Genomic DNA, 22,847 nt, shown 5'->3' on the forward strand with positions numbered 1-22,847 from the left:
CGGGCGGGAGCGGGGCATTGCCCTCTGTCCGCGATACTGCGCGTGCCGGTGGCCTACTGACCACGTTGACCGCCGCCCGAGCGCTGCTGGCCCGATCCGCCCTTCTTCTGGGCGTCGGCACCCGACGCCATCTGGCCGGTGATGACGGTCATCCCCTGCTTCAGGTCGCCGCCGATCACCTCGGTCATCTGGCCGTTGGTGTCGCCGGTGACGACGCTCACCTGGCGCGGCTGGCCGTCGTCGCCCTTCACATAGACGCTCTGCTGCGCCCCGCGCCCGGTGCGGACCTGGCGTTCGGCGCCGCTGCCCCCGCGCCGGGGACCGCGCATCACCAGCGATCCGGCGATGCCGGCGTCGCCGGCCGCCGTCGTCGGGCGGAAGCGCAGCGCGGCATTGGGCACCAGCAGGACGTTCTGCTTGGCGGTCGTCACGATGTCGGCGGTCGCCGTCATGCCGGGACGCAGCGTCTGGCTGGGATTCGCCACCGACAGGTCGGCGGCATAGGATACCACCTGGTTCTGGGTCGCGCTCGTCGTGGTGCTGGACGCGCTGGCGGTGCTGACCGTCAGGTTCGATCCCAGATCGACGCGGATGATCTCTGCCGGAAAGGTCTGGCCGGGGAAGGCGTCGACGGTGAAGCTCGCCTTCTGGCCGACCTTCACCTCGCCGACGTCGGCCTCGTCGATCGCGACCTGCAGCTTCATCTGGCTGAGGTCCTCGGCGATCACGAACAGCGTCGGCGTGTTGAACGACGCCGCCACCGTCTGGCCCGGATCGACCTGCCGTGCGAGCACGACGCCGGATACGGGCGAGCGGATGATCGCGCGGTTGCGCTGGGTCTGCGACTGCGCGAGCTGCGCCTGCCCGGCAGCGACATTGGCCTGGGCGACACGCAACGCGGCCTGCGCGCGCTGCACGTTGGCGCGGCCGGTCTCCAGCTCGGTCTTCGACGGCACGCGCCCGCCCGACAGGCGCGACACTTCCTCCAGCCGGTTGAGCTGCGCCTGCGCCTCGGCGACGGTCGCGCGCGCCTGTGCCACCTGCGCCTGGTTGGCGGCCAGCTGCGCCTGGCTCGCGCGGATCTGGTCGTCGATCTGCTCGGGATCGATCAGCGCCAGCGGCTGGCCGGCGACGACGCGGTCGTTGACGTCGACCACCACGCGCGTGACGAGGCCGGACAGTTGCGATCCGACCGTCACCTGGCTGGTCGGCGCCAGCTTGCCCGTTGCAGACACGCTGACCGTCAGGTTGCCGCGCTGCACCGCCTCGGTCGAATATTCGGGCGCGGCATCGCCCGCGAAACAGCGTGACAGCAACAGCCCGAGCAGGACCACGACGACGATCGCCGCCGCCCATTTGGCATAGCGCCGCCACGGCCGCGCGGGCTTCACGCCCAGGAATTCATCGGTGTCGGGTGCGGTGCCGGCCATCAGCGATCCTGTGGAGCTTGCGGGGCGGGGGCGGACGAATCCCATCCGCCGCCCAGCGCGAGGAAGAGTTGGACGAGCGCAGCGGCCTCGTCCGATTGCGCCTGGACCAGCCCGTTGCGCGCGCCGAGCAGCGAGGCTTCGGCCTGGTTGAGCGTGATGAAGTCGGTGAGGCCCGATCGGTACTGTAGCCGCGCGAGCAGCGCCGTGGTGTTCGCCGCGTCGAGCGCGACGGTGAACGCGCGCTGCCGCGCCCGCGCGGTATCGAGCGCGACCAGCGCGATCTCGACATCCTCCAGCGCGGCGAGCACCGTGCCCTTGTAGGCCGCGAACGCGCCTTCGGCGGCCGCCTCGTTCGACCGTATCTGTGCGCGCGTCGCGCCGCCGTCGAAGATCAGTTGCGACACGCCGCCGAACAGCGTGCCGACGACCGTGTCGAACAGCCCGCCGAGCGACCCGGCGTTGGTCGCCAGGTTGCCCGTCATGCGGAGCGCGGGATAGAGTTGCGCCCGCGCCACCCCGATCCGTGCCGTCGCGGCGGCCAGGCCGCGTTCGGCCGCCAGCACGTCGGGCCGCTGGCGCAGCACGTCGGCCGGGATGCCCGCGCCGACCTGTGCCGGGCCCTTCGGGATCGGTCGCACGGCCTCCATCTCGGCCTTCAGAGCGCCGGGCGCCTGTCCGGTCAGCACGCCCAGCCGCGACACCGCGCTGTTGTAGCTGGCCTCGATCGACGGGATCGACGCGGCGGTCTGCGCGCGCTGCGACCGCGCCTGTTCTGCATCGAGGCTGGAGACGAGCCCGGCCTGCACACGAAAGCCTGCGATCTCCAGATTGTCGTCCTGTAGCGCCAGGCTGGCGAGGGCGTTGCCGAGCTGCGCCTGCGCGGCGCGCGCCAGGACATAATTGCGCGCGATCTCCGCCTGGGTGGAGATGACGAGCGCGGCATAATTATATCCCGAGGCCTCGTAATCCGCGCGGCTCGCCTCGACGCTGCGGCGCACCTCCCCGAACAGGCCGAGCTGATAGGCGACGCTGGCCCCGGCGGAGAAGCTCGACGAATTGCCGCGAGAAATGTCGGTGACGGTGCCGTCGGGCAGCACCACTGTCGATGTGCCGCCGATCAAATTCTGGCTGCGCGTGTAGCCGCCCGACGCGTTGACCGTGGGGAGCAGCTGCGCGCGTGACTGGACCAGCGACTCGCGCGCCTGACGCAGCCGGGCGACCGCCTGCGCGACGTCCAGATTGGTGTCCGCCGCACTCGCTACCAGCCGTTGCAGCAGCGGATCGTCGAACCGCGTCCACCACTGGGTCAGGTCTTCGCGCGTCTGTGCCGCCGGCACCGAGAAGCCGACCGGTACGCCCAGCTCCTCTGCCGTGCGGATGCGGTGATCGGGGCCGACCGTGCAACCCGCCAGCGCCGCAGCGGTAGCGAGCAGCAATGCTATCCTGCCATGCGTCATCCCGTCCGGTGTGGCCGCGCGGGTCCGCCGCGTCCACCGCTAATGTGTCGCCGAATGTCGCAAGTGCAGGAGCGTCGTTCACACTTGCCTTCGCGCCGTGCTTCGCCGCAAAGCCTGTCGTAAGCGAGAGTCGGGAGAGGATTGGCATGGCCGAGGGCGAACTCTATCCAGTGCCGGATGCATGGGCGCGGCAGGCGCGGGTGGATGCGGCGGGCTATGCCGATCTGTACGCGCGATCGATTGCCGATCCGGCGGGGTTCTGGCTGGATCAGGCGAAGCGGCTCGAATGGCTCGTGCCGCCCAGCGTCGCCGACGAAAGCTCGTTCGACGAGGCTGATTTCGGCGTGCGATGGTTCGCCGACGGGCGGCTGAACGTCGCGGCCAACTGCCTTGACCGCCATCTCGCGGCGCGCGGTGGTGACATCGCCCTGATCTGGGAGCCCGACGATCCTGCCGAGGATGCGAAGCGCTTCACCTACCTCGAACTCCACCAGAACGTCTGCCGCTTCGCCAATGTGCTGAAGGCGCAGGGGGCCCGGAAGGGCGACCGCGTCACCATCTACATGCCGATGATTCCGGAAGCCGCGTTCGCCGTTCTCGCCTGCGCGCGGATCGGGGCGATCCATTCGGTGGTGTTCGGCGGCTTCTCGCCCGACGCGCTGGCCGGGCGCATCCAGGATTGCGATTCGAAGCTGGTGGTGACCGCCGACGAGGGCCGCCGCGGCGGCAAGCGCATCCCGCTGAAGGCCAATGTCGATGCCGCCGCCGCACGCGCGCCCAGCCTGGAGCGCGTGATCGTCGTTCAGGCGACCGGCGGCGACGTGGCGATGCACGATCGCGATGTCTGGTATCACGAGGCCGCAGCGCAGGTGTCCGAAGACTGCCCGGCCGAATCGATGGGGGCGGAGGATCCGCTGTTCATCCTCTATACCAGCGGATCGACGGGGAAGCCCAAGGGAGTGCTGCACAGCTCCGGCGGCTATCTGCTGTGGGCCAGCCTGACCCACGAATGGTGCTTCGACTATCGCCCCGGCGACGTGTGGTGGTGCGCCGCCGACATCGGCTGGGTGACGGGGCACAGCTACATCCTCTACGGACCGCTCGCCAATGGCGCGACCACGCTGATGTACGAAGGGCTGCCCAACTGGCCCGACGCCAGCCGCATCTGGCAGATATGCGACCGGCATCAGGTGCACACCGTCTTCACCGCCCCCACGGCGTTGCGCGCACTGATGAAGGACGGCGACGATTTCGTCACCCGCACCGATCGCTCGTCGCTGAAGCTGCTGGGCACCGTCGGAGAGCCGATCAACCCCGAGGCGTGGCGCTGGTATCACGACGTGGTGGGCGAGGGGCGCTGCCCGATCATCGATACCTGGTGGCAGACGGAGACCGGCGCGGCGATGATCGCCCCGATGCCCGGCGCGACCGACCTGAAGCCCGGCTCCGCCACGAAGCCAATGCCCGGCGTCGCGCCGCAACTGGTCGACGAGGGCGGGCAGGTGCTCGACGGCGCGATCAGCGGCAATCTGTGCATCACGCGCAGCTGGCCGGGGCAGATGCGCACCGTGTGGGGCGATCACCACCGGTTCTTCCAGACCTATTTCACAACCTATCCGGGCAAGTATTTCACCGGCGACGGCTGCCGCCGCGACGCGGACGGCTATTACTGGATCACCGGCCGGGTCGATGACGTCATCAACGTCAGCGGCCACCGCATGGGCACCGCCGAGGTCGAGAGCGCGCTGGTGCTCCACCCCAGGGTGGCTGAAGCCGCAGTCGTCGGCATGCCGCACGACGTGAAAGGGCAGGGCATCTATGCCTATGTGACGCTCAACGCCGGGGAAGTGGCGTCCGAGGAACTGCGCGCCGCGCTGCGCCAGTGGGTGCGCACCGAGATCGGCCCGATCGCTACCCCCGACGCCATCCAGTTCGCGCCGGGCCTGCCCAAGACGCGATCGGGCAAGATCATGCGCCGCATCCTGCGCAAGATCGCGGAAGGCGACGTCTCCAGCCTCGGCGACACCTCGACACTCGCCGACCCGGCGGTGGTTGATGATCTGGTGGCGAACCGGGTGGGGTAGAGTCTGATCCAACCGAGTTGAAACACCGTGTGTTCCGGCGAAGGCCGGAACCGTGGCGACCGGAGCCTGCGATCGTCAACGCCCCGGCCTTTGCCGGAGACCAGGCCCGATTCAGGTCGGCTGGATCAGATTCTAGCGCCCCCCGAACGTATAGCTGATCCCCACCCCGCCCGCGAGCTGCCCGCGTGATCCGAAGCGGCGAACGACCGGAGAATCGGCGGCGTCGCCGATCAGCCGGTCGTATTTGGCGAAGCCGAACACGCCCCACGGGCCGTCGCCGAACTGACGCAGCAGGCTGGCGGTTCCGCCGACCATCGTCACCCCTCCGTCGGGGGTGAAGGCGGGCACCCCGGTGCGCAGCGCCTCCGCCGCGGTGACCCCGAAATAGCGGCGGGCGTATCTGTTGTCGGCAAAGGTCACGCGCGGGCCGATCGCGAACAGCCATTTGTCGGCGTCGCGCGCGATGTAGTCGACCCCCACCATACCGGTCACCGCCTTGTGCCCGCTGACGCCCTTGCGCGCCTCGGCCAGGAAACGGATGTTGCCGGTCCGGTAGGCGACTGCACCGCCCAGCTCGACCGAGAACTTCACCTCGTCCAGCCCTCCGGCGTCGCGCGCGCGGCGCTTGCCTTCGAAGCCGATCGCCGGGCCGAACGAAAAGCCGTCGCTGTCGATCAGCGCGATGCTGGTGCTTTCGTCGGGTGCCTCATAGTCGAACTGCGACGCGCGGGTGCGTGACAGGTCGACGTACGGACGGATGGCGTAGCGATCCGCACCGGGGAAGGCGGGTGTGACGGCGGGCCCGACGATCACGCGCGTGCGGCGCGGCTGCTCGCCATCCTGCGCGGTGGCGGCAACCGGGGCCACCGCGATCGCGAGGCCGATCGCAACCGCCCCCGCGCGATGGGGGAGGGGGCGGTGGTGTCGGAGATGCGGCATCGCGGAGTCCTTGATCGTTGCGCGGGGGGCACAACGCTGCTCCCGCCCGAGCGATCCACCGCAAGGGCCGACGTGCAAAAGATATTTCCGGATAGAGGTTCGGCGGGGGCGAGTCTGGCTCGCCCCGCCTGACCCTAGATTCGTTCCTTCGTGATATCGACGCCCGCGGCCTGCGGCTCGGCAAGCCCGGCCTGGCCGGCGAGGTCGTCGTCCTTCAGCGTGTCGAGGTGCATGAGTTTCTTGATGAGCGGACTGACGACCAGGACCGCCAGGGCGATGCCGACCGTCCACCAGCCGATCGTCGAATAGACCGCCAGCGTGCCTTCCTTCGTCATTTCACCCGATTCTCCGCCTGTCGCCTCGCCGATCTTGCCCGCGACGAAATTGCCGACAGCGGTCATGTAAAACCACGCGCCCATGATGAGAGACGCCAGGAACTTGGGCGCGAGCCGGTTCATCGCGCTGAGACCGACCGGCGACAGGCACAACTCGCCCGTGGTCTGGAACAGGTAGATGAGGAAGACGAAGATGACGGGCGTCAGCACCGCCAGCCCGACCGACTGAGCGCCCCATACGAAGACCAGAAACGAAATCCCGACCTGAGCCAGCGCCAGGCCGAATTTGGCCGGCGCCGATGGCTCCCAGCCGCGCTTGCCAAGCCATACCCATAGCGCCGCGAAAACCGGCCCCAGCAAAACGATGTAGATCGCGTTGATCGATTGAAACAGCGATGCCGGCACGCCACCACGATCGACAAAGCGATCGGTATAGAGGTTCAACGATCCGCCGGCCTGTTCGAACAGGCCCCAGAATAACGGGTTGAGCGCTATCAGGAACAGGATGGCAAACATGCGATCGCGTGCATGGGGTTCCAGTTTGAAGGATTCATAGAGGACGTAGCCGAGCAGGCTGACGCCCGAGATGATCAACAGCGTCTGGATCACGTCCACGTACTGGATCAGTCCCCACATCACCGCGATCGCCGCAACGCCGATGCCGTACAGCGACCATTCCCGAGACTTGGACAGGGGACGGGGGGCCTCGCCCGCGCCTTGCAGCAGCGACTTGCCAAGCACGAACACGACAAGCCCCAGGATCATCCCGATGCCTGCTGCCCCGAAGCCGTATGACCAGCCGTAGGTCTCGCCGAGCCAGCCGGCCAAGACAACGCCAAGCGCGGCGCCGACATTAATGCCGACGTAGAAGATGGTGTAAGCACCGTCGCGCCGCACGTCGGTGCGAGGGTAGAGTTGGCCGACCATCACGGATATGTTGGCTTTCAGGAAGCCCGATCCGACGATGATGAAGGCGAGCGCCAGCCAGAAAACGTTGATCGCGGTGGAATCCTGCCCACCATCTCCCTCTACCGCCATCAGCAGATGGCCCAGGCTCAGCAGGATGGCGCCGAACAGCACCGCCTTGCGCTGCCCCAGCCAGCGATCGGCCAGGTAGCCGCCGAGTACCGGGGTGATATAGACCAGGCTCGCATAGGCGCCGTAGACAAGGTTGGCCGGACCATCCGCGAACAGCCAGTGCTTGGTCAGATAGAAGATCAGCAGCGCGCGCATGCCGTAGAAGGAAAAACGCTCCCACATCTCGGCGAAGAACAGGACGTACAGTCCTTTCGGATGTCCGAGTACCTCAGGCTTGCTCGTGGTCGCGATATAGCCGCCACCGAGGAGCAGCATCGCAAGGAAGCCTAGCGCGATAGATGGAATGATGGGCACGTTTGGATACTCCCCCCCGGTATACGGGTCGCCAAGGCGGCTGTTCGCCTTCAGGCATGATCCGCAAGCCTAGCGGACCGGGCGATCTTGCCAAGGGGTGTTGTCGCCCGGCAATGCGGCCTTTAGGTCCGGGCGATGTTCAACGACCTCACCTCGCCGATGGCGATGCTCGCCACCCGCCGTTCGGGCAAGCCGCGCGACATGATCGCGCCGGGGCCGGATTCGACCCAGCTTGCCAGCATCGTCAGTCTCGCGCTGCGCGTGCCCGATCACGGCAAGCTCGCGCCATGGCGCTTCGTCGTCGTGCCGGCGCACCGCCGCGACGCGTTCGCGGGCGTGCTCCGCAACGCCTATCTGGCGACCCGGCCCGAGGCCAAGCGGCTGGAGATAGAGGCGATCGACCAGTTCGCGCACCAGGCGCCCGCGCTGGTCGTCGTGCTGTCCTCGCCCCGCACCGAAAGCCATATCCCGGCGTGGGAGCAGGAACTGTCGGCTGGCGCCGCCTGCATGCAGCTGCTCAACGCGGCGACCGCCTACGGCTTCGTCGGCGGCTGGCTGACCGGCTGGGCGGCGTTCGACGACCGGGTGCGTGATGCGTTCGGCGCACGGCACGAACGGATTGCCGGCTTCGTCTTCCTCGGATCACCCTCGAAGCCATTGGAGGAGCGTCCCCGCCCGACAGTCGATGCGGTGCTATCGATCTGGGGCGAATAGGACTGGACGGCGCGGCGAAACGCTGTATTATGACAGCATGGCAGCCCTGGATCACGACGACAGCCCCGTCTACCTGAAACTCCGCGCCGGCATCGCCGCCGCGATCCTGCGCGGCGAGTATCGCGCAGGCGACCAGCTCCCCTCGGTTCGCGCCTATGCGGCAGAACGGGGCGCCAATCCTCTGACGGTGGCGAAGGCGTATCAGAGCTTTCAGGACGGCGGCTATGTTGAGGTCCGCCGCGGCGTCGGCATGTTCGTGCTGCCCGGCGCGGTCGAGGCGCTGCGCGCCGCTGAACGCGACCGGTTCCTCAAAGGGCAATGGCCGCGCGTGAAGGCGCATATCGATCTGCTCGGCCTCGATGCGGTGGAACTGCTGGAACGCGAGACCGCCTGACATGTCCGTCATCCCAGCGAAAGCTGGGATCTCGTGCAATCAAGGCCCGGCGACGCCCAGAGGCCCCGCTGCCAGACTACCGCTACTTCTTCTCGCACCCCTTGCCGGTCTTCGCGCACAGCGCCTTCAGCACGTCGCGCTTGAAATCGAGCCCGCCCATCGTCTGCGTCGCCGTCGCCATCGCATTGGGTTCGGCAGCGCGATAGCGGCGGGCCGCGTCGGTGCGTGCGAAGGCCAGCACCGCGCGCAAATCCGCCACCGAGAGGGCCTGCGCATAGGCGAAGCCCATCCGCTCGGTCACCCGCGCGACGCCCGCCTTGCCGGTCTGGGCGGCGATCTCGCGCAGCCGCGCCTGTTCGGCCAGCGTCAGCCCCGGCGTCTCGCGCACCAGCTCGTCGGTCTGCTGCTCGATCAGCAACGGCGCGATCCGGCCGAAGGTGCCCGCCTGCGCGACCTCGACGCCCAGCTTCAGCGCCTCCGCGCTCGGTGCGGGCGCCGCCGCCTGGAGCAGCAGCGCCAGCACGATCATTTCGCCATCCCCAGCTGCCACAGCACGAACGCCATCTCCTCGGCCGCTTCCTTCAGGCTCTCCCACCGGCCGGACTTGCCGCCGTGTCCGGCGCCCATGTTGGTCTTGAGCAGCAGGATATTCTCGTCGGTCTTAGTCGCGCGCAGCTTCGCCGCCCACTTCGCCGGTTCCCAATAGGTCACGCGCGGATCGTTTAGCCCGCCCGAGATGAACAGCGGCGGATAATCCTGGCGCTTCACATTATCGTACGGCGAATAGCTGCGGATCAGTTCGAACGCGTCGCGGTCCTCGATCGGGTTGCCCCATTCGGGCCATTCGCCTGGCGTCAGCGGCAGGCTGGCGTCGAGCATGGTGTTGAGCACGTCGACGAACGGCACGTCGGCCACCACCGCGCCCCACAGATGCGGGTGCGAATTGACGACGGCGCCCATCAGTTCGCCGCCCGCCGATCCCCCGGCGATGGCGATGCCGCCTTCATGGCTGAAGCCGCGTTCGATCAGCCCCTTCGCCACATCGACGAAATCGTTGAACGTGTTGGTGCGCTTCGTGAGCTTGCCGTCGTGATACCATTGCTGGCCCAGGTCGTCGCCGCCGCGGATATGGGCGATGGCGAAGGCCATGCCGCGGTCGAGGTACGACATGCGGCCGGTCGAGAATCCCGGCGGGATCGCGTGGCCATAGGCGCCATAGGCGTAGAGATAGAGCTTGCCCGATCCGTCCTTCGGGAAGTCCTTCGGATAGACGACCGAGCACGGCACCTCGACGCCGTCGCGCGCGGCGATCTTCAGCCGCTCGGTGCGATATTTCGACGGGTCATAGCCCGACGGGATCGTCTGGACCTTGCGCGTCGTCATCGCCCCGTCGGAGAGCGCATAGTCGAAGACCGTGCCCGGCGTGACCATCGACTGGTACGACAGCCGCAGCGTATCGACCGCATATTCGGGATTGTCGCCCAGATCGGCGACATAGCTCGCCTCGGGGAAGGCGATGCGGCGCTTGGGCCGTCCGTCGTAATAATGGATCTCGATCTGGTCGAGCCCGTCCTCGCGCCCCTCGACCACGAAGAAATCGGCGAAGGTGGCGACGCCGGTCATGTAGAAATTGTCCGACGGGCCGATCAGCTCGGACCAGTCACCCGGCGCAGAAACCGGCGCGGTGACCAGCCGCCACATCGGATCGGTGTCGTTGGTGTGGATGTAGAGCGTGCCGTCATGCTCATCGACGTCGTACTCGCGGCCCGGCTGGCGCGGCGCGACCAATATGGGTTCGGCGAACACGTCGTCGGCGGGCAACAACCGCACCTCGCTCGTCACATGGTCGCCGGTCGCGATGACGATCCATTCGCGCGACGACGTCTCGCCGACCGACACGCGGTAGCCCTCGTCATCCTCGTGATAGAGTTCGACGTCGTCCTTGGGATCGGTGCCCAGCCGGTGGTAGCGGGCGTTGTCGGTGCGCCACTGGTCGTTGGCGAGCCCGTAGAGGAAGCCCGCGTCGTCGGCGGTCCACACGATGTCGCTGAGCAGGCCGGGGATCTCATCGGGCAGGTGTTCGCCGGTTTCGAGGTTCTTCACCCGCAGCAGGAAGCGTTCGGAACCATTATCGTCATAGGCATAGGCCAGCAGCCGTCCGTCGTTGCTGACCGAAAGGCCGCCCAGCCGGAAATACTCCTTGCCCTTCGCCAACGCCGGCTCGTCGAGGATCAACTGGTCGTCACCGCCCGCTACCGGCTTCCTCCACCAGCGCCGATACTCCCCTCCAGTCTCGAAATCGCTCCAGTACAGCCAGTCGCCGTCCTTCTGCGGAACGGTCGCGTCATCCTCCTTGATCCGCCCCCGCATCTCCTGGAACAGCGTGTCGGCCAGCGGCTTGAGCGGCGCCATGACGCTCTCGAAATAGGCGTTCTCCGCCTCCAGATACGCCAGCACCTCGGCGTCGGTCACCTTTGGGTAGCCGGCGTCGCGCAGCCATGCCCAGTCGTCGGTCAATTCGATGCCATGGTGGGTGGTGGTCGATGGTCGGCGCGCGGCGACGGGGGGCGTGAGATCGGTCATGGACCCCCGCCTAACCGAAGGATTAGAAGGACGCCATGTCCACCTATCGTGACCGCCTCGCCGCACTCCGTGCCCAGCTCGCCGAACAGCGCCTCGACGGCTTCGTCGTACCGCTCACCGACGAACACATGTCCGAATATGTCGGCAGCTATGCTCGCCGGCTCGAATGGCTGACGGGGTTCCAGGGCTCGGCCGGCACCGCCGCCGTGCTGCCGGCGGCGGCGGCGATCTTCACCGACGGGCGCTATACGCTCCAGGTGCGCCAGCAGGTATCGGGCGACGACTGGGATTATGTCGCGGTGCCGGGCACATCGGTCGCCGAATGGCTGCGCGCCAATGCGCCTGCGGGTGCGCGGATCGGCTATGATCCATGGCTCCACACCCGCGCCTGGGTGGAGGAGGCGGCGAAGGCGCTGGCCGGACAGGGTGCCGAGCTGGTCGCGGTGGAGACCAATCCGGTCGACGCCGTGTGGCCGGACCGGCCGCAGCCGTCCGACGCGACGCTCGCCGTCCAGTCCGACGACCTCGCCGGCAAGTCGTCGGCCGCGAAGCGCGCCGACGTCGCCGACTGGCTGGCGTCGCAACAGGCCGATGCTGCGGTGCTCTCCGCGCTCGATTCGATCGCCTGGACATTCAACGTGCGCGGTGCAGACGTGTCGCACACCCCGGTCGCGCTCGCCTTCGCCATCGTCCACGCGGACGGCACCGCCGATCTCTATGTCGCGCCGGAAAAGATGACCGACGCGGTCGCCCAGCATCTCGGCAACGCCGTGCGTGTGCTCCCCCGCACCGCCTTCGCGCCGGCGCTCCACGAGATGCGCGGCAAGCGTGTCGCGGTCGATCCCGAACGCTCGGTCGCGGCGGTGTTCGACGCGCTGGGGCAGGGCGGGGCGACGATCCTCGCGATGCGCGATCCCACCGTCCTGCCGCGCGCGATCAAGAACCCGGCCGAAACTTCCGGCCATCGTGCCGCACAGGCCCGCGACGGCGCGGTGATGGCGCGGTTCCTGCGCTGGATCGAGGCGGAGGCGCCGAAGGGCGGCCTGACGGAGATCGCCGCGTCCGATCATCTCCAGCGGCTTCGCGAGGCGGCCGGGGCGGTCGATCTGTCGTTCGACAGCATCTCCGCGACCGGCGAACACGGCGCCAGCCCGCATTACAAGGCCGATGCCGACAGCGACGCGCGGATCGAGCGCGGCCAGCTCTACCTGATCGATTCGGGCGGGCAGTGGGCCGACGGCACCACCGACATCACCCGCGTGGTGCCGGTCGGCGAACCCACCGCCGAAATGTGCGATCGCTTCACCCGCGTGCTCAAGGGGCATATCGCGATCGCTACCGCGGTGTTCCCCGACGGGACCATGGGCGCGCAACTCGACAGCTTCGCGCGACGGCCGTTGTGGGAGGCGGGGCTCGATTTCGCGCACGGCGTCGGCCACGGCGTCGGCGCGTACCTGTCGGTGCATGAAGGGCCACAGCGCATCGCCAAGCCCAATTATCCCGGCGGCGGCCCGATGGAGCCGCTGCGCGCCGGCATGATCCTCTCCAACGAGCCCGGCTATTACAAGGCGGGCGAATACGGCATCCGCATCGAGAATCTGGTGCTGGTCGAACCGCGCGAGATCGCCGGGGCGGAAGGGCCGATGCTGGGGTTCGAGACGCTCACCTTCGCGCCGATCGAGCGCGACCTGATCGATACGACGCTCTTGACGTCGGCCGAACTCTCATGGCTCAATACCTACCACGCCGAGGTCGTCGACAGGATCGGCCCGGCGCTGGATGGAGAGGATCGCGAATGGCTGATCCGCAAATGCGCGCGCGTCGGAGCTGCGGCCTAGGCGAATCGTGCGCGCACGTCGCCTGCGCGCTGCTGGCGCTGGTCGTCATCTACCTGCTCGCCGGACTGGTCGGCGACGCGGCGGTGGCGGCGACGCGCTATTTCTCCGGCTGATCCAGCGGGGTCGGCCGGTCGTCGCCTTGTGGCGCGCCCTGCGCCGCCACGGCGCGCGCCTGCGCCTTGCGCCGGTGCAGGTTCGCCCTCAGTTCGGTGGCCAGCCGGGCCCTGCGTTCGTCGTTCGTCATGGCGTCCGCAATAATCTGTCGCGTATCGCCTTGACAATCACCGGCCGATCCGCTCTTGAGCCGCCTCCCGTCCGGGCCAGTGCTGCCGTAGCTCAGTGGTAGAGCGCATCCTTGGTAAGGCTGAGGTCGTGAGTTCAATCCTCACCGGCAGCACCATTTTCTCCTTCTAAATCATAATGTTAAATTCACCCCTCTGGGGCATCCGTTATGGGCTCGAAATGGGGGTAGCGAAGAGGGTAGCTAAAGCTGTTCGCTCCACTTTGGCATAGCACTGCTTTGTTCTCCTTCCCTTCCTCCATTGGTGGCACCAGTGTAGTACAGGTCCCAACAAAGAGGTGGAGCGGATGTCGGAACGATGGCTGGGGCTGAGCGCCTCGAAAGAAGGCGTGACCTACGTTGATGTGGAAGTCCCGGACGACGACGGCCCCATAGTGGTGCTCGATGATGATACTTGGAAGGTACAGAAAGGCGACCGAGCCGCGGCCTACAGTGTCCTGCATCAGCAATGCGCCGACTACATTCGCGAGAATGGCATCGAGACCGTGTTTGTAAAAGCGAGCGCGGTCACGGGCAAGGGCGCGGCGAAGTTGGGCATGTTGGAAAGTGCCGAGGTCCGCGGCGTCGTGATTGCGGCTGGGGCATCCGTCGCATCGGTCTCACAACTTAAGAAGGGTGTTATCAGTCGCACCTATGGCGACCGAAAGGTTGATGAGTACGTCGCCGACGACACTTTCTGGGCCGAGAACACCACTGGCGGCAAGCTTCGGAAAATGAGCCGTGAGATCGCGATGCTGCTCATCGCGGCGAGGAACGCCTGATGGTGGGTTACGTCTCGGGTCTCCAACTGGGCACCAAGATCGGCAATGGGCACTTCGGGGAAGTGTTCCACGGCGTCGATCCCGCTCACGGTGCCGTCGCGGTGAAGGTCTTGAGCCGCGAGGCACAACACGATGATGATCGGTGGCAGCTTTACAAGGGCGGCTCACTGAACGAGGCCCAGCATCTCTCAAAGGCCACCCACCGCAATGTCGTCCAAGTTCATCACGTGGTCGAGGGCGACAACGGGGACAGCGTGGTCATCTGCATGGAATACTGTGCTGGCGGCTCGCTTCAGAAGAAGTTCGAGAGCGGCCCCATGTCGCTGCGAGCCGTGAAGAAGGTCGCCACCGAGGTGCTGCTAGGGCTTGGGGCGCTGCATTCGCGCAGCATGCTTCACCGTGACATTAAGCCCGCCAACATTCTCCTCGACCGGCATGGAGTCGCGAAGCTCGCTGATTTCGGCTTGGTCACGGACGATCTGCTTTTAGGTTACGGCTCTCAGGCGGGGTACAGTGATCACATCGCTTACGAGTGCTGGCACAACGGCCCGACTAGCGCGAAGAGCGACATCTGGGCGGTCGGCATGACACTCTTTCGTCTTTTGCACGGCAAGGTTTGGTACGAGGAGGCGCCCAATCCTCGCCTACTCATCGAGAACGGGGGCTTCGCGGACACCCTGAAGTGGCTCCCGCACATACCCAAGGCGTGGCGAACGTTTATCCGCCGAACACTCAATGACAACCCGGCGGGGCGTTTCCAGAATGCCAACCAAGCCCTTGCCGGCCTCGCCGCACTCGGCGTCGATCCGCTGTGGACCGTCGAGGTCAAGCCGGAAATGGTAAGGTGGGAGCAGGCAAAAGGACAGCGGCGCATACACGTCGAATGGGAACGCATTTCATCGCGAAAACATCGGTGGCGTGCGTGGAGTGATCCAACTGGCAACGGCCGATCTCGATCACTAGACGGCTCCGGCGGCATCGTCGGGCAAGCACACGCCGTAGCGGGCCTCCGCTCTTTCTTCGGCGCCTAGCTTGACCGCAATCGCCGTGGGAGAAGGAAGCCACCTTTGAAGTCGGCGTTGCTGAGCCGCTTAAGGCCCAGCTGCGACGCCGCAATCATATGGCGGTCCTTTGAACACTTCTTGCAATAGGCGGCGTCGGCCACAACACCCGGCGCGGGTCGCCAGTAGCGGCCGCAATGACGGCATGTCGGCAGACTCAGGGTCAGATTAGGCGACTTGCGACTCATCGGCTCCCCGCCATCATGTGGACCAAGCTGTGAACAAAAGGTGAATCATCTGTGGATGAAAGTCAAGACCTGGCTACAACGCGTAGGGGCTCGCGTCCGCGGATTTTGCGCGACACGACTCGCACATGCGGTTTCCGACGCCGTGGCTGTCGAAGACTCGGCGGCAGCGAAGGCACGAGCGCCGCGTCGTCTCGACCTGCTCACCGTCTGGCCCGCGGTAGACCCGGTATGGCCCGAAGGTCATGCGCCGCCCACCGCCGACGGCAGCTCCGCGACCATCTGCTGGAAGCCCAGCGCGACCGCCTGCCGGTGAGTCGCGCCCTGCCGGGCGGTGTAACTCGGCACCGGCCCACGCATGGCGTCCACCCAGATGGTGCGACCGCTGTGCTGGTGGCCGATGAAGCCGAAGAACGCCGCCAGCTCGGCACCGGGGATGCCGTAGAGCGCGGCGAAGTCTAGGCAGCTCTGGACGGTGGGCCAGCGGTCCTCGCGGGTCAGTCGGGCATGTTCGAGGCAGGCTATGTGCGCCGCCCGGACGAGCGGGTCGAACAGCGCTCCGTACCCGGCCGCCAGCGCGTCGGCGTCGCGCCTCACGCCGCCGCAGTGTGGCGTTTGCGGACCTCGGTCGCATAAGCGCCACAGCGCGCGACCTCGGAGGCGTGGGCGAAGTCGCGCAGCGCGGGATCGCTCGACAGGCACTTGGCGAGCGCCTGCTCGGGCGTGCAGCCCAGCTCGGCGCTCAAGTCGGCCGCGCGCGCGAACATCGCGTCCTCGTACTGGGTGACAGTGAAGGCGGGGTTGCTGCCGGTCGCGACGGCGGCGGCGTTCTTGCGGATATCGGTGGTGGTCACGTCGTCTTCTCCTGCTCGTTTCATGAGGACCGAGACCGCGCCGACTTGGGCCGGGCGGTCGACCGAGCTGATCTCGCGGAGGCGGAGGTTGCCCACGCGGAAGCGCTTCTTCGGGGTGGTCACGACTGATCTCCATTGATGGGGGTGACGGTGCCCGAGCCCGAGGCGTGCAGGTCGAGCGCGGACGTGCTGATCACGAAGTCGATGAAGGGCGGGGCCATCGTCGGCGCGACCTTCACGCCCAAGAGGCGGCCGAGCATCGGCGCCTCGGCGACCACGTCCTTTGCGGCGGTGAACTGGAACATGCGGTCGCGCGAACGCCGCAGCTCGTTGAGGTCGGCCTGCACGTGCTGGACGTCGGACTTGTAGAAGCGGTCGTTCGCGGCCTTGAGCGCCTCCAGTGCGCCCTCGGCCTCGCGGATCGCGGCGACGAAGTCGCGGGCCGCGCGCTCGCGCTGCGGGACGGCGTCGGCTCGCTCCTTCTCGATGCGGCGGCGCTTTAGGCTCCCGATCATGCTGTCTCCTCCTCGAATTGCGGCGCGCCCGCGGTGTCGGCGTCCACGCGACCGCGGACCTCCTGGACCAGCAGGGCGGCCTGTTGTGCGGTGAACCCTGCGCCCATCAGCTCGACACTTCGCGCGAGCCAGAAGGCGGGGTCGAATGGGGCCGCGGCGCGCTCGTGCTCGGCCCGGGCGAGGTCGAGCCTGTCCTGTAGGGTCTCGGGCTCGCGGCGTCCGTCGAGCATGGCGTCGAGCCCTTCGAGGCGCTCGGCGATGCCGTCGGCGCGGTTCCGGGTGTCGAGGTCCGGGTGTCGCAGCAGGGCGAGACGCAATCGGCGGCGGGCGTCGACGCCCATGAGGCGCAGCCCGACGAGGAAGGCGAGGTTGTCGAGGGCGGCGTCGGGCGTCACCGGTCGACCTCCACGGCCTCTGCCTCGATCAGGCGTGGCGGGTTGAATGTCTGAGCGAGGCGCAGCGCCACTGACGTCACCGCGTCGCCCAACAACCCCGCGTCGACGTCGTGGACGACGCGCTTGTTGACGTTCAGCGCGGCGGCGTCGCGGTAGGCGGGCAGCAATGCGCGGGCGCGCAATTCGAGGAGCCGGTCGCTGTACTTGCGGACGGTGCCGACGACTTGCTCACGATATTTGCCCCCGTAGACAGGCTCGTCGACTCCCTCGGTCGACCGGCGATAAATCTCGTGCTCGACCTCGGCGCGGGCCTCCTCGATTGCCTCGCCCCATGCCAACGCGAACTCGGGATCGCGCTGGCGCTCGTCGGCGAAGGTGGAGAGGCACCCGGTCGCGCTGGCGCTGTGCGGCGAGGCGGCGCGCGCCGCGCGGTTCGCGATGCCGTGGCGCGCGAGCTCGGCGATGAAGGCGGCCTTGCGCTCGGCGGACAGGGGGATGCCGTTTGCCATCCGACAACGGTAGCTGGCGACCGGTGTGAACGCGCCGGTTAAGTGATGATCTATCCCCGCTCGGCGACCACCTCAGCGGACGAAGCGGTCGAAGGTGTCCTCGACCTCCTCCTCGATCCAGTCGAGCGGCATGAAGCCCAAATCCTCGAACACGAGGAGCGAGATGGTCATCTCGTACTTGTCCGCGAATAGCGCCACCTCGCGCGCCGGGCGGTTGGCCCAGACACCCGGCGGCAGGTCGACGCCGTCGGCCGCGATCAGAACGTCGCCCATCGCAGCGGCCGACGCTGCTGGCAGCTCCATCCCGGGCGGGAAGAAGAGACCGGCGCGCTCGGCCGCGGCGCTGCGCCGGAACCAGTTTACGTAGCCGTTGGTCGCGACGACCACCGCCGCGCATCGCGAGGTGCTCTCGGTCCACTTGAGCGCCGCGGCGGTCAGCGAGACGCCGTAGCGGTCGGCGCAGTGGCGCAGTAGGTCGAGGGTCATCCGCTGATTGCCGACCTGAGCGCGGAAGTCGTCCAGCGGCATCAGGAGGTACGACGAGAATAGGTCTGCCTCTCGTTCAAGATCGAGGGTGCCGCCGAGGACGTCGGTCGCGCCGCACTCGAAGCCCCCCGGCGCCGCCGTGCGGTGGCATAGGTAATGGCCCCATTCGTGCCCGAGGGTGTAGTTGATGCGGCCGGGGGAGCTGATCGACGGGTTGTATAGGATGGCCCATCCGCCCTTCTTCCGGAGCGGGTACAGCGCGCCCTCGAAGGTCGAGACGTCGGCCTCGACGATCTTGAGCACGGGGTCGTTGAATCGCTTCGAGTACTCGTATGCGATCTGCCGCACGTCGACGGGGAAGCGCGGCCCCCACGCCGAGACGAGCATGTTCGCCCACGCGCGGGGGGTCTTTGGCTCAGTCTTCGTCATCCAGCACGTCCAAGATGCGCTTCAGCTTCGCCTTCACGCCGGGGTCCGCCTTCTGGTACTTGCGGTAAAAGGCCGTGTCCTCGACTGCCTCAGTCGGGCGCTCCTGCGAGGCGTCGATCAGGAACGCGGCCGTGACGCCGAGAGCCTCCGCGATCTTGTCGAGCTTCTCCGCGGACGGCCGCGCGACCTCCTTGTTCTCGATCTCCCACATGTAGCTTTTCGAGCTCTCCGTGGCCTGCGCCAACTGGTCGAGCGTGAGTCCTTTGGCGCGCCGAAGCTCGTTGATCTTGATGCCCAGCAGGGATGGCATCGGTCCTCCATTTGTGATTGGCTCGTTCGGTGATAACCTGACGGCGAGTGCTTGACAACCGAACTCGTGATGCCCATACAACAAGTATGGCAGTACCGAACTTTTGCCGGAAGGAGGTCGATCATGAGCAAGGGCAAGAGCGGTGGCTCCTATCGGAGCGCGATTTCGGGTCGGTACGTCACGACCGCACACGGGCGGCGCAGCCCCAGCACCACGGTGCGTGAGGCTGGCGGCAAGAGCGGCAGCACGGGGGGCTCCTACCGGAGCGCCATCTCCGGGCGCTTCGTGACGACTGCGCACGGCAAGCGCAGCCCGAGCACCACCACCCACGAGAAGTAACTCGCTGCGCCGTCCGGTGGGCGGCGCAGCCCTTTCTGGAGATTTGAAATGGCGGTCACCTACCCCTGCTACTGGGAGCGCAAAGACAACGGCGGCTACTGGTACTGGATTTACTACGCGTCGAACGGCAAGGCCATTGCGCGCAGCAGCGAGAGCTACGTCAATCACTCGGATTGCACCTATTCGATCTCGCTGCTGAAGGGCTCGGCTTCGCACCCGACCTTCCACACGCCCTGAGCGCCCGCCCAAGGCGCGACCCCGGCGGCTACCCCGGGGCGCGGATGCTGACGTGACGCACCACGTATCGCTGGACGTCGCGCGCCCGGCCTCGCCCTAGCCGAGGCTCGGCTCCGACCGATTGTCGCGCGTCCGCGCGCGAAGGCGCACCGGTTTGGGCGGTTGGCGCCGTTCGTGGGCGTCGCCCAACGCGGAAGCGTAACCCCCCTCTTCGCGAGCGTAAGCCCGGGGGGTTACGCCGAAACCCACGTTTCCCGCCCAACGCGGAAGCGTAACCCCCCGTAAGACCCGTTTCTCTAAAGGCGAATAGGAGGGGGACCGCCGGTTCTGGGCTCGGTCCCGACCGCGAGGAAGCATAGGCGAAGTGGGGTTACGGGGGTTACGGGGGTTACGCGCCAGCAAGAACCGCGGATTACCTGGGCTAATGCCGTAACCCCCCGGGCCGCCGCTCGCGCAGGCGGGGGGTTACGTCAGTACGGCTGGTCGTCGAGGCCGAGGCCCGGCTGCGCGGCCGTCGGCGCACCGCCCTCAATCCGGCCGGTCCAAGGTCCCGTCGCGGTGCCATGTTCATCGCACGCACGCTCTACGACGATCCGCCGGAGCCGCTCCTCCTTCGTGCCGCGCAGATAGCATGACTCGGGGTTGCCGCCGAACCGCGCCTGCCCTCGCTCGAAGCCGAGCTCGCGCATTGAGGCGCCGAGACGTGCCTCAAGCTGCGGCGTCCTCAGGCCGACGGGCGTGCCGATGACGCCCCAGACGTCCTTGCTTAGCACCTTCCCGTTCAGGTCGCGCACAACGTCGGCGAGGACATGAACGAACGGATCGACGAGCCGCCGCTCCTCCTGCTCCACGGCGGCCGCCTGCCACAACGAGCGGTCGAGCCGGATACTCGCCCCGCCTGCCTCCCGCTGCGCGGCCTCGGCCCAGAGCTGGTCGCGGTCGCGCGCCAGAGCGTCGAGGTCGATCTCGCCGACGCGCACGGGCCAGAACCGGCGGTTCCCGGTGCTGTCGCTTAAGTACTTGTCGTCGTTGGTGGTGCCGACGATGATGAAGTGTCGCGGCGCGGAGTGCGGGAGCCGTCCCCAAGCCATTCGGGACCGGTCAATCCGTCGCGATGCGAAGGCCTTGAGGCTCTCCAAGCCCTTCTTGTTCATGCCCGCGAGCTCGGCCGCCTCGATGATGAAGCGCCCGCGGGTCCTCTCGATGACAACCTTCGCGTCCGCGCCGAGCGGCAGGTCATCCGAGAACCAGTCTTCGTGAACCGCGAGGATGGACAGCGCGGTCGACTTCGACTTGCCCTGCTCGCTCTCAAGGACGACAATCTCGTCGAATTTGCACCCCGGGTGGCGAATGCGTCGAACGGCCGCCGTGAGCATGATCGCGCCGACGTGGCGGGCGTACTCACTTTCAGTCGCCCCGAGATGCGTGACCATCCACCGGTCGAGGCGCTCGACGCCGTCCCACCGCAGTCCGTCGAGGTACTCCGCGACCGGGTGGAAAGCGTCGCGGCGGGCGGCGTCCTCTATGACCGTCCAGAAAAAGTCCTTCTTCACGTGGACGTTGTGCTCCTCGATCACGCGGAGCCAAAGGCGCGCCGTCGCCGCGTCGTCGAGGTGCGGTCCGAAGCCGGGCAGGCCGTCGAGGACCGGGAGGTCGGCGAAGATGTCGAAGCGCACGGTCACGCCCATCTTCGACAGCGCCAGCCGGACGTTGTGCTGGTTGGCGTAGGGCCTGCCGTCCTTGTCGGTCTGGAAGGCCCCGCCCTCCGCCTCCACCATCTCAATCGCGCGCTCGACCTGCCGCCAAGCGTAGCCGATGGTGTCGCGTCCGCCCTTGTCGATGACGTGCTCGGATATGGTCCAAGTGTCGTCGCTGATGATGCCGACGATCAGCCCGGCGGGCACGCCGCGCCGGTGCAGGTTGCAGCAAAGATCGCAGACGACCTTCGAGCGGTCGCCGTCGAACTTGTCCGGGTCGCACCCCTGCACGATGAGCATACGCAGGCGGTCCGCATCGTCGATGCCCCACTCGTCGAGCTCGGCGATGTCAGTCAGGCGGCAAACCTCACCGCGCTCGGCGGCTCGCTTCTCGACGCGACCCGCCGTCGCGGGAGCGTCGGCGTCGACCGCGCCGAACTCGGCGAGTGAGTAGGCTAGGTCGGTCATATCTATTACGCGGGTGTCGCGATCGACGCGCCCCGCCTCGCGCTTCTTGTTGTCCGGCAGGTTGATCGTTCCGTAGACGCGGAGCAGTCTGTCGGCATTCCAAGTTCCGGGGTCCGCGCCTAATTCGCGCATGATCCACCGGTTGTGCGCCTCGATGTCCGCGGCCCGGTTTTCGTCGCCGCCGAGGAAGAACGCCGCATCCAGCTTCCAGAGGAGATGCAGCCCGTTACCGGAGCGAGCAATCAAGCTTGGCGGCGGCACGGTCGATTGCGACCGGACCCGGGCGAGCGCCGTCTCTATCCAACCGTCAATCTCGACCGGCGCCAGCGTCTTCGGAGGGTCGAGGTCCGCGTGGAGGTGGACGGTCTCCGTGAGCTGCTTCTTGCTGGGCTTCTTTGCGACGCCGTCTTCGACCTCGCCCACGGTGTAGAACAGATTGACCCGACCCGACCTCCCGCGAATGAAATCGCGAACCTCGTCCGCGCTCCGCAGCCAAGTTGTCGGCGTCCCGTTTCCGTCCGGCGCGATGGCAGTTATCGGCCAAGGGCCGCCCGGGCGCTTCCATTCGAGGAAGCTGACCGCGTCCTCCGCATTCGTCCTCGGCTCTTCGGCCATCATCTCGCACTCGCTCTTCGGCCGGGGCCGGAGCGGGTCGGTTCACGGTAGCGTCCAAGCGTTCAATGGAGAGGCCTCCGCCCCGCCGTCCGGGGGCGCTATACCCGTCCCCGGTGCATTGGTCTGCGCCAACTCGTGAACTCGGTCCCGCCCCGCTCTAAGGCATGGTGGGGTGGGACCTTCTTCAGGCGGCCTCGGCCATCTTCTGTTCGAGCCACGCGACGACCTCGGCCCGGCGCCACACGACGCGGTTCGGCCCAATCCTTACCTGCTTGGGAAACTCGCCGCGCTTCGCCAGCGCGTAGATCGTCGACTGCGAAAGCGTCGTCATCTGGACCACGCCGCCGATGTCGAGCACGACCTTGTCCTCGGTACTCATCTTCCGTCCTCCTCGCTTCGCTTCCGAGCGAAACCGAGGGACCTAATAGGTACACGGACAGGCGAGCTCATAGCGGTATTCGTGGAACTATCCCCGCTCCGGGCGCTGCGTAGGCTGTGCACGCGGCCTACTCCCCCGCT

Annotated in this window: 25 protein-coding genes and 1 tRNA gene; 10 read left to right on the forward strand and 16 right to left on the reverse strand. The window is 67.2% G+C overall.

What is annotated here, in order from left to right; translation table 11 throughout:
- Window positions 1–53: 53 nt before the first annotated feature.
- Entirely contained in the window at window positions 54–1,430 is a 1,377-nt protein-coding gene (locus VYI76_RS14850) for an efflux RND transporter periplasmic adaptor subunit (RefSeq protein ID WP_326525558.1), read from the reverse strand.
- Window positions 1,430–2,887 carry an efflux transporter outer membrane subunit gene (locus VYI76_RS14855; RefSeq protein WP_326525559.1) on the reverse strand — a complete coding sequence of 486 codons (1,458 nt, stop codon included), beginning with the start codon at window positions 2,885–2,887 and terminating at the stop codon, window positions 1,430–1,432. Before VYI76_RS14855 ends, VYI76_RS14850 begins: the two co-directional genes overlap by 1 nt.
- 146 nt (window positions 2,888–3,033) lie before the next feature.
- Here VYI76_RS14855 and acs point away from each other — a divergent pair, with 146 nt between their 5' ends.
- Window positions 3,034–4,971 (forward strand): acetate--CoA ligase, encoded by a 1,938-nt coding sequence (acs, locus tag VYI76_RS14860; protein WP_326525560.1) that lies wholly within the window; start codon window positions 3,034–3,036, stop codon window positions 4,969–4,971.
- A gap of 132 nt (window positions 4,972–5,103) precedes the next feature.
- Here the strand turns inward: acs and VYI76_RS14865 are convergent, their stop codons facing one another.
- Both VYI76_RS14865 and VYI76_RS14870 read right to left on the reverse strand, forming a co-directional pair.
- Window positions 5,104–5,910 (reverse strand): MipA/OmpV family protein, encoded by an 807-nt coding sequence (locus VYI76_RS14865; protein ID WP_326525561.1) that lies wholly within the window; start codon window positions 5,908–5,910, stop codon window positions 5,104–5,106.
- Window positions 5,911–6,044: 134 nt separating this feature from the next.
- Window positions 6,045–7,598 (reverse strand): peptide MFS transporter, encoded by a 1,554-nt coding sequence (locus tag VYI76_RS14870; protein WP_326525562.1) that lies wholly within the window; start codon window positions 7,596–7,598, stop codon window positions 6,045–6,047.
- A gap of 174 nt (window positions 7,599–7,772) precedes the next feature.
- Here VYI76_RS14870 and VYI76_RS14875 point away from each other — a divergent pair, with 174 nt between their 5' ends.
- A complete protein-coding gene (locus VYI76_RS14875; protein ID WP_326525563.1) occupies window positions 7,773–8,351 on the forward strand; it encodes a nitroreductase family protein in 579 nt (192 codons plus the stop codon).
- A 37-nt stretch (window positions 8,352–8,388) separates the two neighbouring features.
- Window positions 8,389–8,745 carry a GntR family transcriptional regulator gene (locus VYI76_RS14880; RefSeq protein ID WP_326525564.1) on the forward strand — a complete coding sequence of 119 codons (357 nt, stop codon included), beginning with the start codon at window positions 8,389–8,391 and terminating at the stop codon, window positions 8,743–8,745.
- A gap of 82 nt (window positions 8,746–8,827) precedes the next feature.
- On the opposite strand, the gene VYI76_RS14885 is transcribed toward VYI76_RS14880, so the two are convergent.
- Together VYI76_RS14885 and VYI76_RS14890 are read right to left on the reverse strand one after the other, a co-directional pair.
- Window positions 8,828–9,274 carry a DUF2059 domain-containing protein gene (locus VYI76_RS14885; RefSeq protein WP_326525565.1) on the reverse strand — a complete coding sequence of 149 codons (447 nt, stop codon included), beginning with the start codon at window positions 9,272–9,274 and terminating at the stop codon, window positions 8,828–8,830.
- Window positions 9,271–11,328, reverse strand: a complete 2,058-nt coding sequence (locus VYI76_RS14890; protein WP_326525566.1) for a S9 family peptidase — start codon at window positions 11,326–11,328, stop codon at window positions 9,271–9,273. The genes VYI76_RS14885 and VYI76_RS14890 overlap by 4 nt, the downstream gene beginning before the upstream one ends.
- A 35-nt stretch (window positions 11,329–11,363) precedes the next feature.
- Here VYI76_RS14890 and VYI76_RS14895 point away from each other — a divergent pair, with 35 nt between their 5' ends.
- Both VYI76_RS14895 and VYI76_RS14900 read left to right on the forward strand, forming a co-directional pair.
- Entirely contained in the window at window positions 11,364–13,166 is a 1,803-nt protein-coding gene (locus tag VYI76_RS14895) for an aminopeptidase P family protein (protein WP_326525567.1), read from the forward strand.
- The gene (locus VYI76_RS14900; protein ID WP_326525568.1) at window positions 13,139–13,279 is read left to right on the forward strand and encodes a hypothetical protein; all 141 of its coding nucleotides are present in this window, start codon (window positions 13,139–13,141) and stop codon (window positions 13,277–13,279) included. Before VYI76_RS14895 ends, VYI76_RS14900 begins: the two co-directional genes overlap by 28 nt.
- On the opposite strand, the gene VYI76_RS14905 is transcribed toward VYI76_RS14900, so the two are convergent.
- Window positions 13,264–13,410, reverse strand: coding sequence for a hypothetical protein (locus VYI76_RS14905; protein ID WP_326525569.1), 147 nt, complete (start codon window positions 13,408–13,410; stop codon window positions 13,264–13,266). The genes VYI76_RS14900 and VYI76_RS14905 overlap by 16 nt on opposite strands.
- Before the next feature lie 81 nt (window positions 13,411–13,491).
- On the opposite strand from VYI76_RS14905, the gene VYI76_RS14910 reads away from it, so the two are divergent.
- The 3 genes from VYI76_RS14910 to VYI76_RS14920 all read left to right on the forward strand — a co-directional run bounded on the left by VYI76_RS14910 (window position 13,492) and on the right by VYI76_RS14920 (window position 15,259).
- Window positions 13,492–13,566: transfer RNA gene (locus VYI76_RS14910), tRNA-Thr, on the forward strand.
- A 188-nt stretch (window positions 13,567–13,754) separates the two neighbouring features.
- On the forward strand, window positions 13,755–14,228 hold the full coding sequence (locus VYI76_RS14915) for a hypothetical protein (protein WP_326525570.1): 474 nt from the start codon (window positions 13,755–13,757) through the stop codon (window positions 14,226–14,228).
- Complete coding sequence (locus VYI76_RS14920; RefSeq protein ID WP_326525571.1) at window positions 14,228–15,259, forward strand: serine/threonine-protein kinase; 1,032 nt, start codon at window positions 14,228–14,230, stop codon at window positions 15,257–15,259. The genes VYI76_RS14915 and VYI76_RS14920 overlap by 1 nt, the downstream gene beginning before the upstream one ends.
- A gap of 458 nt (window positions 15,260–15,717) precedes the next feature.
- Here the strand turns inward: VYI76_RS14920 and VYI76_RS14925 are convergent, their stop codons facing one another.
- The 7 genes from VYI76_RS14925 to VYI76_RS14955 all read right to left on the reverse strand — a co-directional run bounded on the left by VYI76_RS14925 (window position 15,718) and on the right by VYI76_RS14955 (window position 18,972).
- Window positions 15,718–16,071: a hypothetical protein gene (locus VYI76_RS14925; protein ID WP_326525572.1), complete on the reverse strand. Its 354-nt coding sequence runs from the start codon at window positions 16,069–16,071 to the stop codon at window positions 15,718–15,720.
- Entirely contained in the window at window positions 16,068–16,451 is a 384-nt protein-coding gene (locus tag VYI76_RS14930; protein WP_326525573.1) for a hypothetical protein, read from the reverse strand. Before VYI76_RS14930 ends, VYI76_RS14925 begins: the two co-directional genes overlap by 4 nt.
- Window positions 16,448–16,843 (reverse strand): hypothetical protein, encoded by a 396-nt coding sequence (locus tag VYI76_RS14935; RefSeq protein WP_326525574.1) that lies wholly within the window; start codon window positions 16,841–16,843, stop codon window positions 16,448–16,450. Before VYI76_RS14935 ends, VYI76_RS14930 begins: the two co-directional genes overlap by 4 nt.
- Complete coding sequence (locus VYI76_RS14940; RefSeq protein ID WP_326525575.1) at window positions 16,840–17,238, reverse strand: hypothetical protein; 399 nt, start codon at window positions 17,236–17,238, stop codon at window positions 16,840–16,842. Before VYI76_RS14940 ends, VYI76_RS14935 begins: the two co-directional genes overlap by 4 nt.
- Window positions 17,235–17,747 (reverse strand): hypothetical protein, encoded by a 513-nt coding sequence (locus VYI76_RS14945; protein ID WP_326525576.1) that lies wholly within the window; start codon window positions 17,745–17,747, stop codon window positions 17,235–17,237. The genes VYI76_RS14940 and VYI76_RS14945 overlap by 4 nt, the downstream gene beginning before the upstream one ends.
- Before the next feature lie 72 nt (window positions 17,748–17,819).
- Window positions 17,820–18,662: an ImmA/IrrE family metallo-endopeptidase gene (locus VYI76_RS14950; RefSeq protein ID WP_326525577.1), complete on the reverse strand. Its 843-nt coding sequence runs from the start codon at window positions 18,660–18,662 to the stop codon at window positions 17,820–17,822.
- On the reverse strand, window positions 18,649–18,972 hold the full coding sequence (locus VYI76_RS14955) for a helix-turn-helix domain-containing protein (protein ID WP_326525578.1): 324 nt from the start codon (window positions 18,970–18,972) through the stop codon (window positions 18,649–18,651). Before VYI76_RS14955 ends, VYI76_RS14950 begins: the two co-directional genes overlap by 14 nt.
- A 123-nt stretch (window positions 18,973–19,095) precedes the next feature.
- On the opposite strand from VYI76_RS14955, the gene VYI76_RS14960 reads away from it, so the two are divergent.
- Together VYI76_RS14960 and VYI76_RS14965 are read left to right on the forward strand one after the other, a co-directional pair.
- Window positions 19,096–19,311 carry a hypothetical protein gene (locus VYI76_RS14960; RefSeq protein ID WP_326525579.1) on the forward strand — a complete coding sequence of 72 codons (216 nt, stop codon included), beginning with the start codon at window positions 19,096–19,098 and terminating at the stop codon, window positions 19,309–19,311.
- A gap of 48 nt (window positions 19,312–19,359) precedes the next feature.
- On the forward strand, window positions 19,360–19,548 hold the full coding sequence (locus VYI76_RS14965; RefSeq protein ID WP_326525580.1) for a DUF1508 domain-containing protein: 189 nt from the start codon (window positions 19,360–19,362) through the stop codon (window positions 19,546–19,548).
- Between the two features lie 470 nt (window positions 19,549–20,018).
- Here VYI76_RS14965 and VYI76_RS14970 read toward each other — a convergent pair whose 3' ends face one another.
- Window positions 20,019–22,331, reverse strand: coding sequence for a virulence-associated E family protein (locus VYI76_RS14970; RefSeq protein ID WP_326525581.1), 2,313 nt, complete (start codon window positions 22,329–22,331; stop codon window positions 20,019–20,021).
- 181 nt (window positions 22,332–22,512) lie between these two features.
- Window positions 22,513–22,707, reverse strand: coding sequence for a helix-turn-helix transcriptional regulator (locus VYI76_RS14975; RefSeq protein ID WP_326525582.1), 195 nt, complete (start codon window positions 22,705–22,707; stop codon window positions 22,513–22,515).
- Window positions 22,708–22,847: the final 140 nt, after the last annotated feature.

Source organism: Sphingomonas sp., assembly GCF_035910975.1.
GTDB lineage: Bacteria > Pseudomonadota > Alphaproteobacteria > Sphingomonadales > Sphingomonadaceae > Sphingomonas.

Bases quoted from the DNA above. Each gene is read 5' to 3' on its own strand.
- VYI76_RS14885 (WP_326525565.1), bottom strand. From the start codon at position 9,274: ATGATCGTGCTGGCGCTGCTGCTCCAGGCGGCGGCGCCCGCACCGAGC.
- VYI76_RS14850 (WP_326525558.1), bottom strand. From the start codon at position 1,430: ATGGCCGGCACCGCACCCGACACCGATGAATTCCTGGGCGTGAAGCCC.
- VYI76_RS14865 (WP_326525561.1), bottom strand. From the start codon at position 5,910: ATGCCGCATCTCCGACACCACCGCCCCCTCCCCCATCGCGCGGGGGCG.
- VYI76_RS14875 (WP_326525563.1), top strand. From the start codon at position 7,773: ATGTTCAACGACCTCACCTCGCCGATGGCGATGCTCGCCACCCGCCGT.
- VYI76_RS14975 (WP_326525582.1), bottom strand. From the start codon at position 22,707: ATGAGTACCGAGGACAAGGTCGTGCTCGACATCGGCGGCGTGGTCCAG.
- VYI76_RS14950 (WP_326525577.1), bottom strand. From the start codon at position 18,662: ATGACGAAGACTGAGCCAAAGACCCCCCGCGCGTGGGCGAACATGCTC.
- VYI76_RS14935 (WP_326525574.1), bottom strand. From the start codon at position 16,843: ATGATCGGGAGCCTAAAGCGCCGCCGCATCGAGAAGGAGCGAGCCGAC.
- VYI76_RS14965 (WP_326525580.1), top strand. From the start codon at position 19,360: ATGGCGGTCACCTACCCCTGCTACTGGGAGCGCAAAGACAACGGCGGC.
- VYI76_RS14880 (WP_326525564.1), top strand. From the start codon at position 8,389: ATGGCAGCCCTGGATCACGACGACAGCCCCGTCTACCTGAAACTCCGC.
- VYI76_RS14970 (WP_326525581.1), bottom strand. From the start codon at position 22,331: ATGATGGCCGAAGAGCCGAGGACGAATGCGGAGGACGCGGTCAGCTTC.
- VYI76_RS14870 (WP_326525562.1), bottom strand. From the start codon at position 7,598: ATGCTGCTCCTCGGTGGCGGCTATATCGCGACCACGAGCAAGCCTGAG.
- acs (WP_326525560.1), top strand. From the start codon at position 3,034: ATGGCCGAGGGCGAACTCTATCCAGTGCCGGATGCATGGGCGCGGCAG.
- VYI76_RS14855 (WP_326525559.1), bottom strand. From the start codon at position 2,887: ATGACGCATGGCAGGATAGCATTGCTGCTCGCTACCGCTGCGGCGCTG.
- VYI76_RS14920 (WP_326525571.1), top strand. From the start codon at position 14,228: ATGGTGGGTTACGTCTCGGGTCTCCAACTGGGCACCAAGATCGGCAAT.
- VYI76_RS14960 (WP_326525579.1), top strand. From the start codon at position 19,096: ATGAGCAAGGGCAAGAGCGGTGGCTCCTATCGGAGCGCGATTTCGGGT.
- VYI76_RS14890 (WP_326525566.1), bottom strand. From the start codon at position 11,328: ATGACCGATCTCACGCCCCCCGTCGCCGCGCGCCGACCATCGACCACC.
- VYI76_RS14895 (WP_326525567.1), top strand. From the start codon at position 11,364: ATGTCCACCTATCGTGACCGCCTCGCCGCACTCCGTGCCCAGCTCGCC.
- VYI76_RS14915 (WP_326525570.1), top strand. From the start codon at position 13,755: ATGTCGGAACGATGGCTGGGGCTGAGCGCCTCGAAAGAAGGCGTGACC.
- VYI76_RS14900 (WP_326525568.1), top strand. From the start codon at position 13,139: ATGCGCGCGCGTCGGAGCTGCGGCCTAGGCGAATCGTGCGCGCACGTC.
- VYI76_RS14955 (WP_326525578.1), bottom strand. From the start codon at position 18,972: ATGCCATCCCTGCTGGGCATCAAGATCAACGAGCTTCGGCGCGCCAAA.
- VYI76_RS14945 (WP_326525576.1), bottom strand. From the start codon at position 17,747: ATGGCAAACGGCATCCCCCTGTCCGCCGAGCGCAAGGCCGCCTTCATC.
- VYI76_RS14905 (WP_326525569.1), bottom strand. From the start codon at position 13,410: ATGACGAACGACGAACGCAGGGCCCGGCTGGCCACCGAACTGAGGGCG.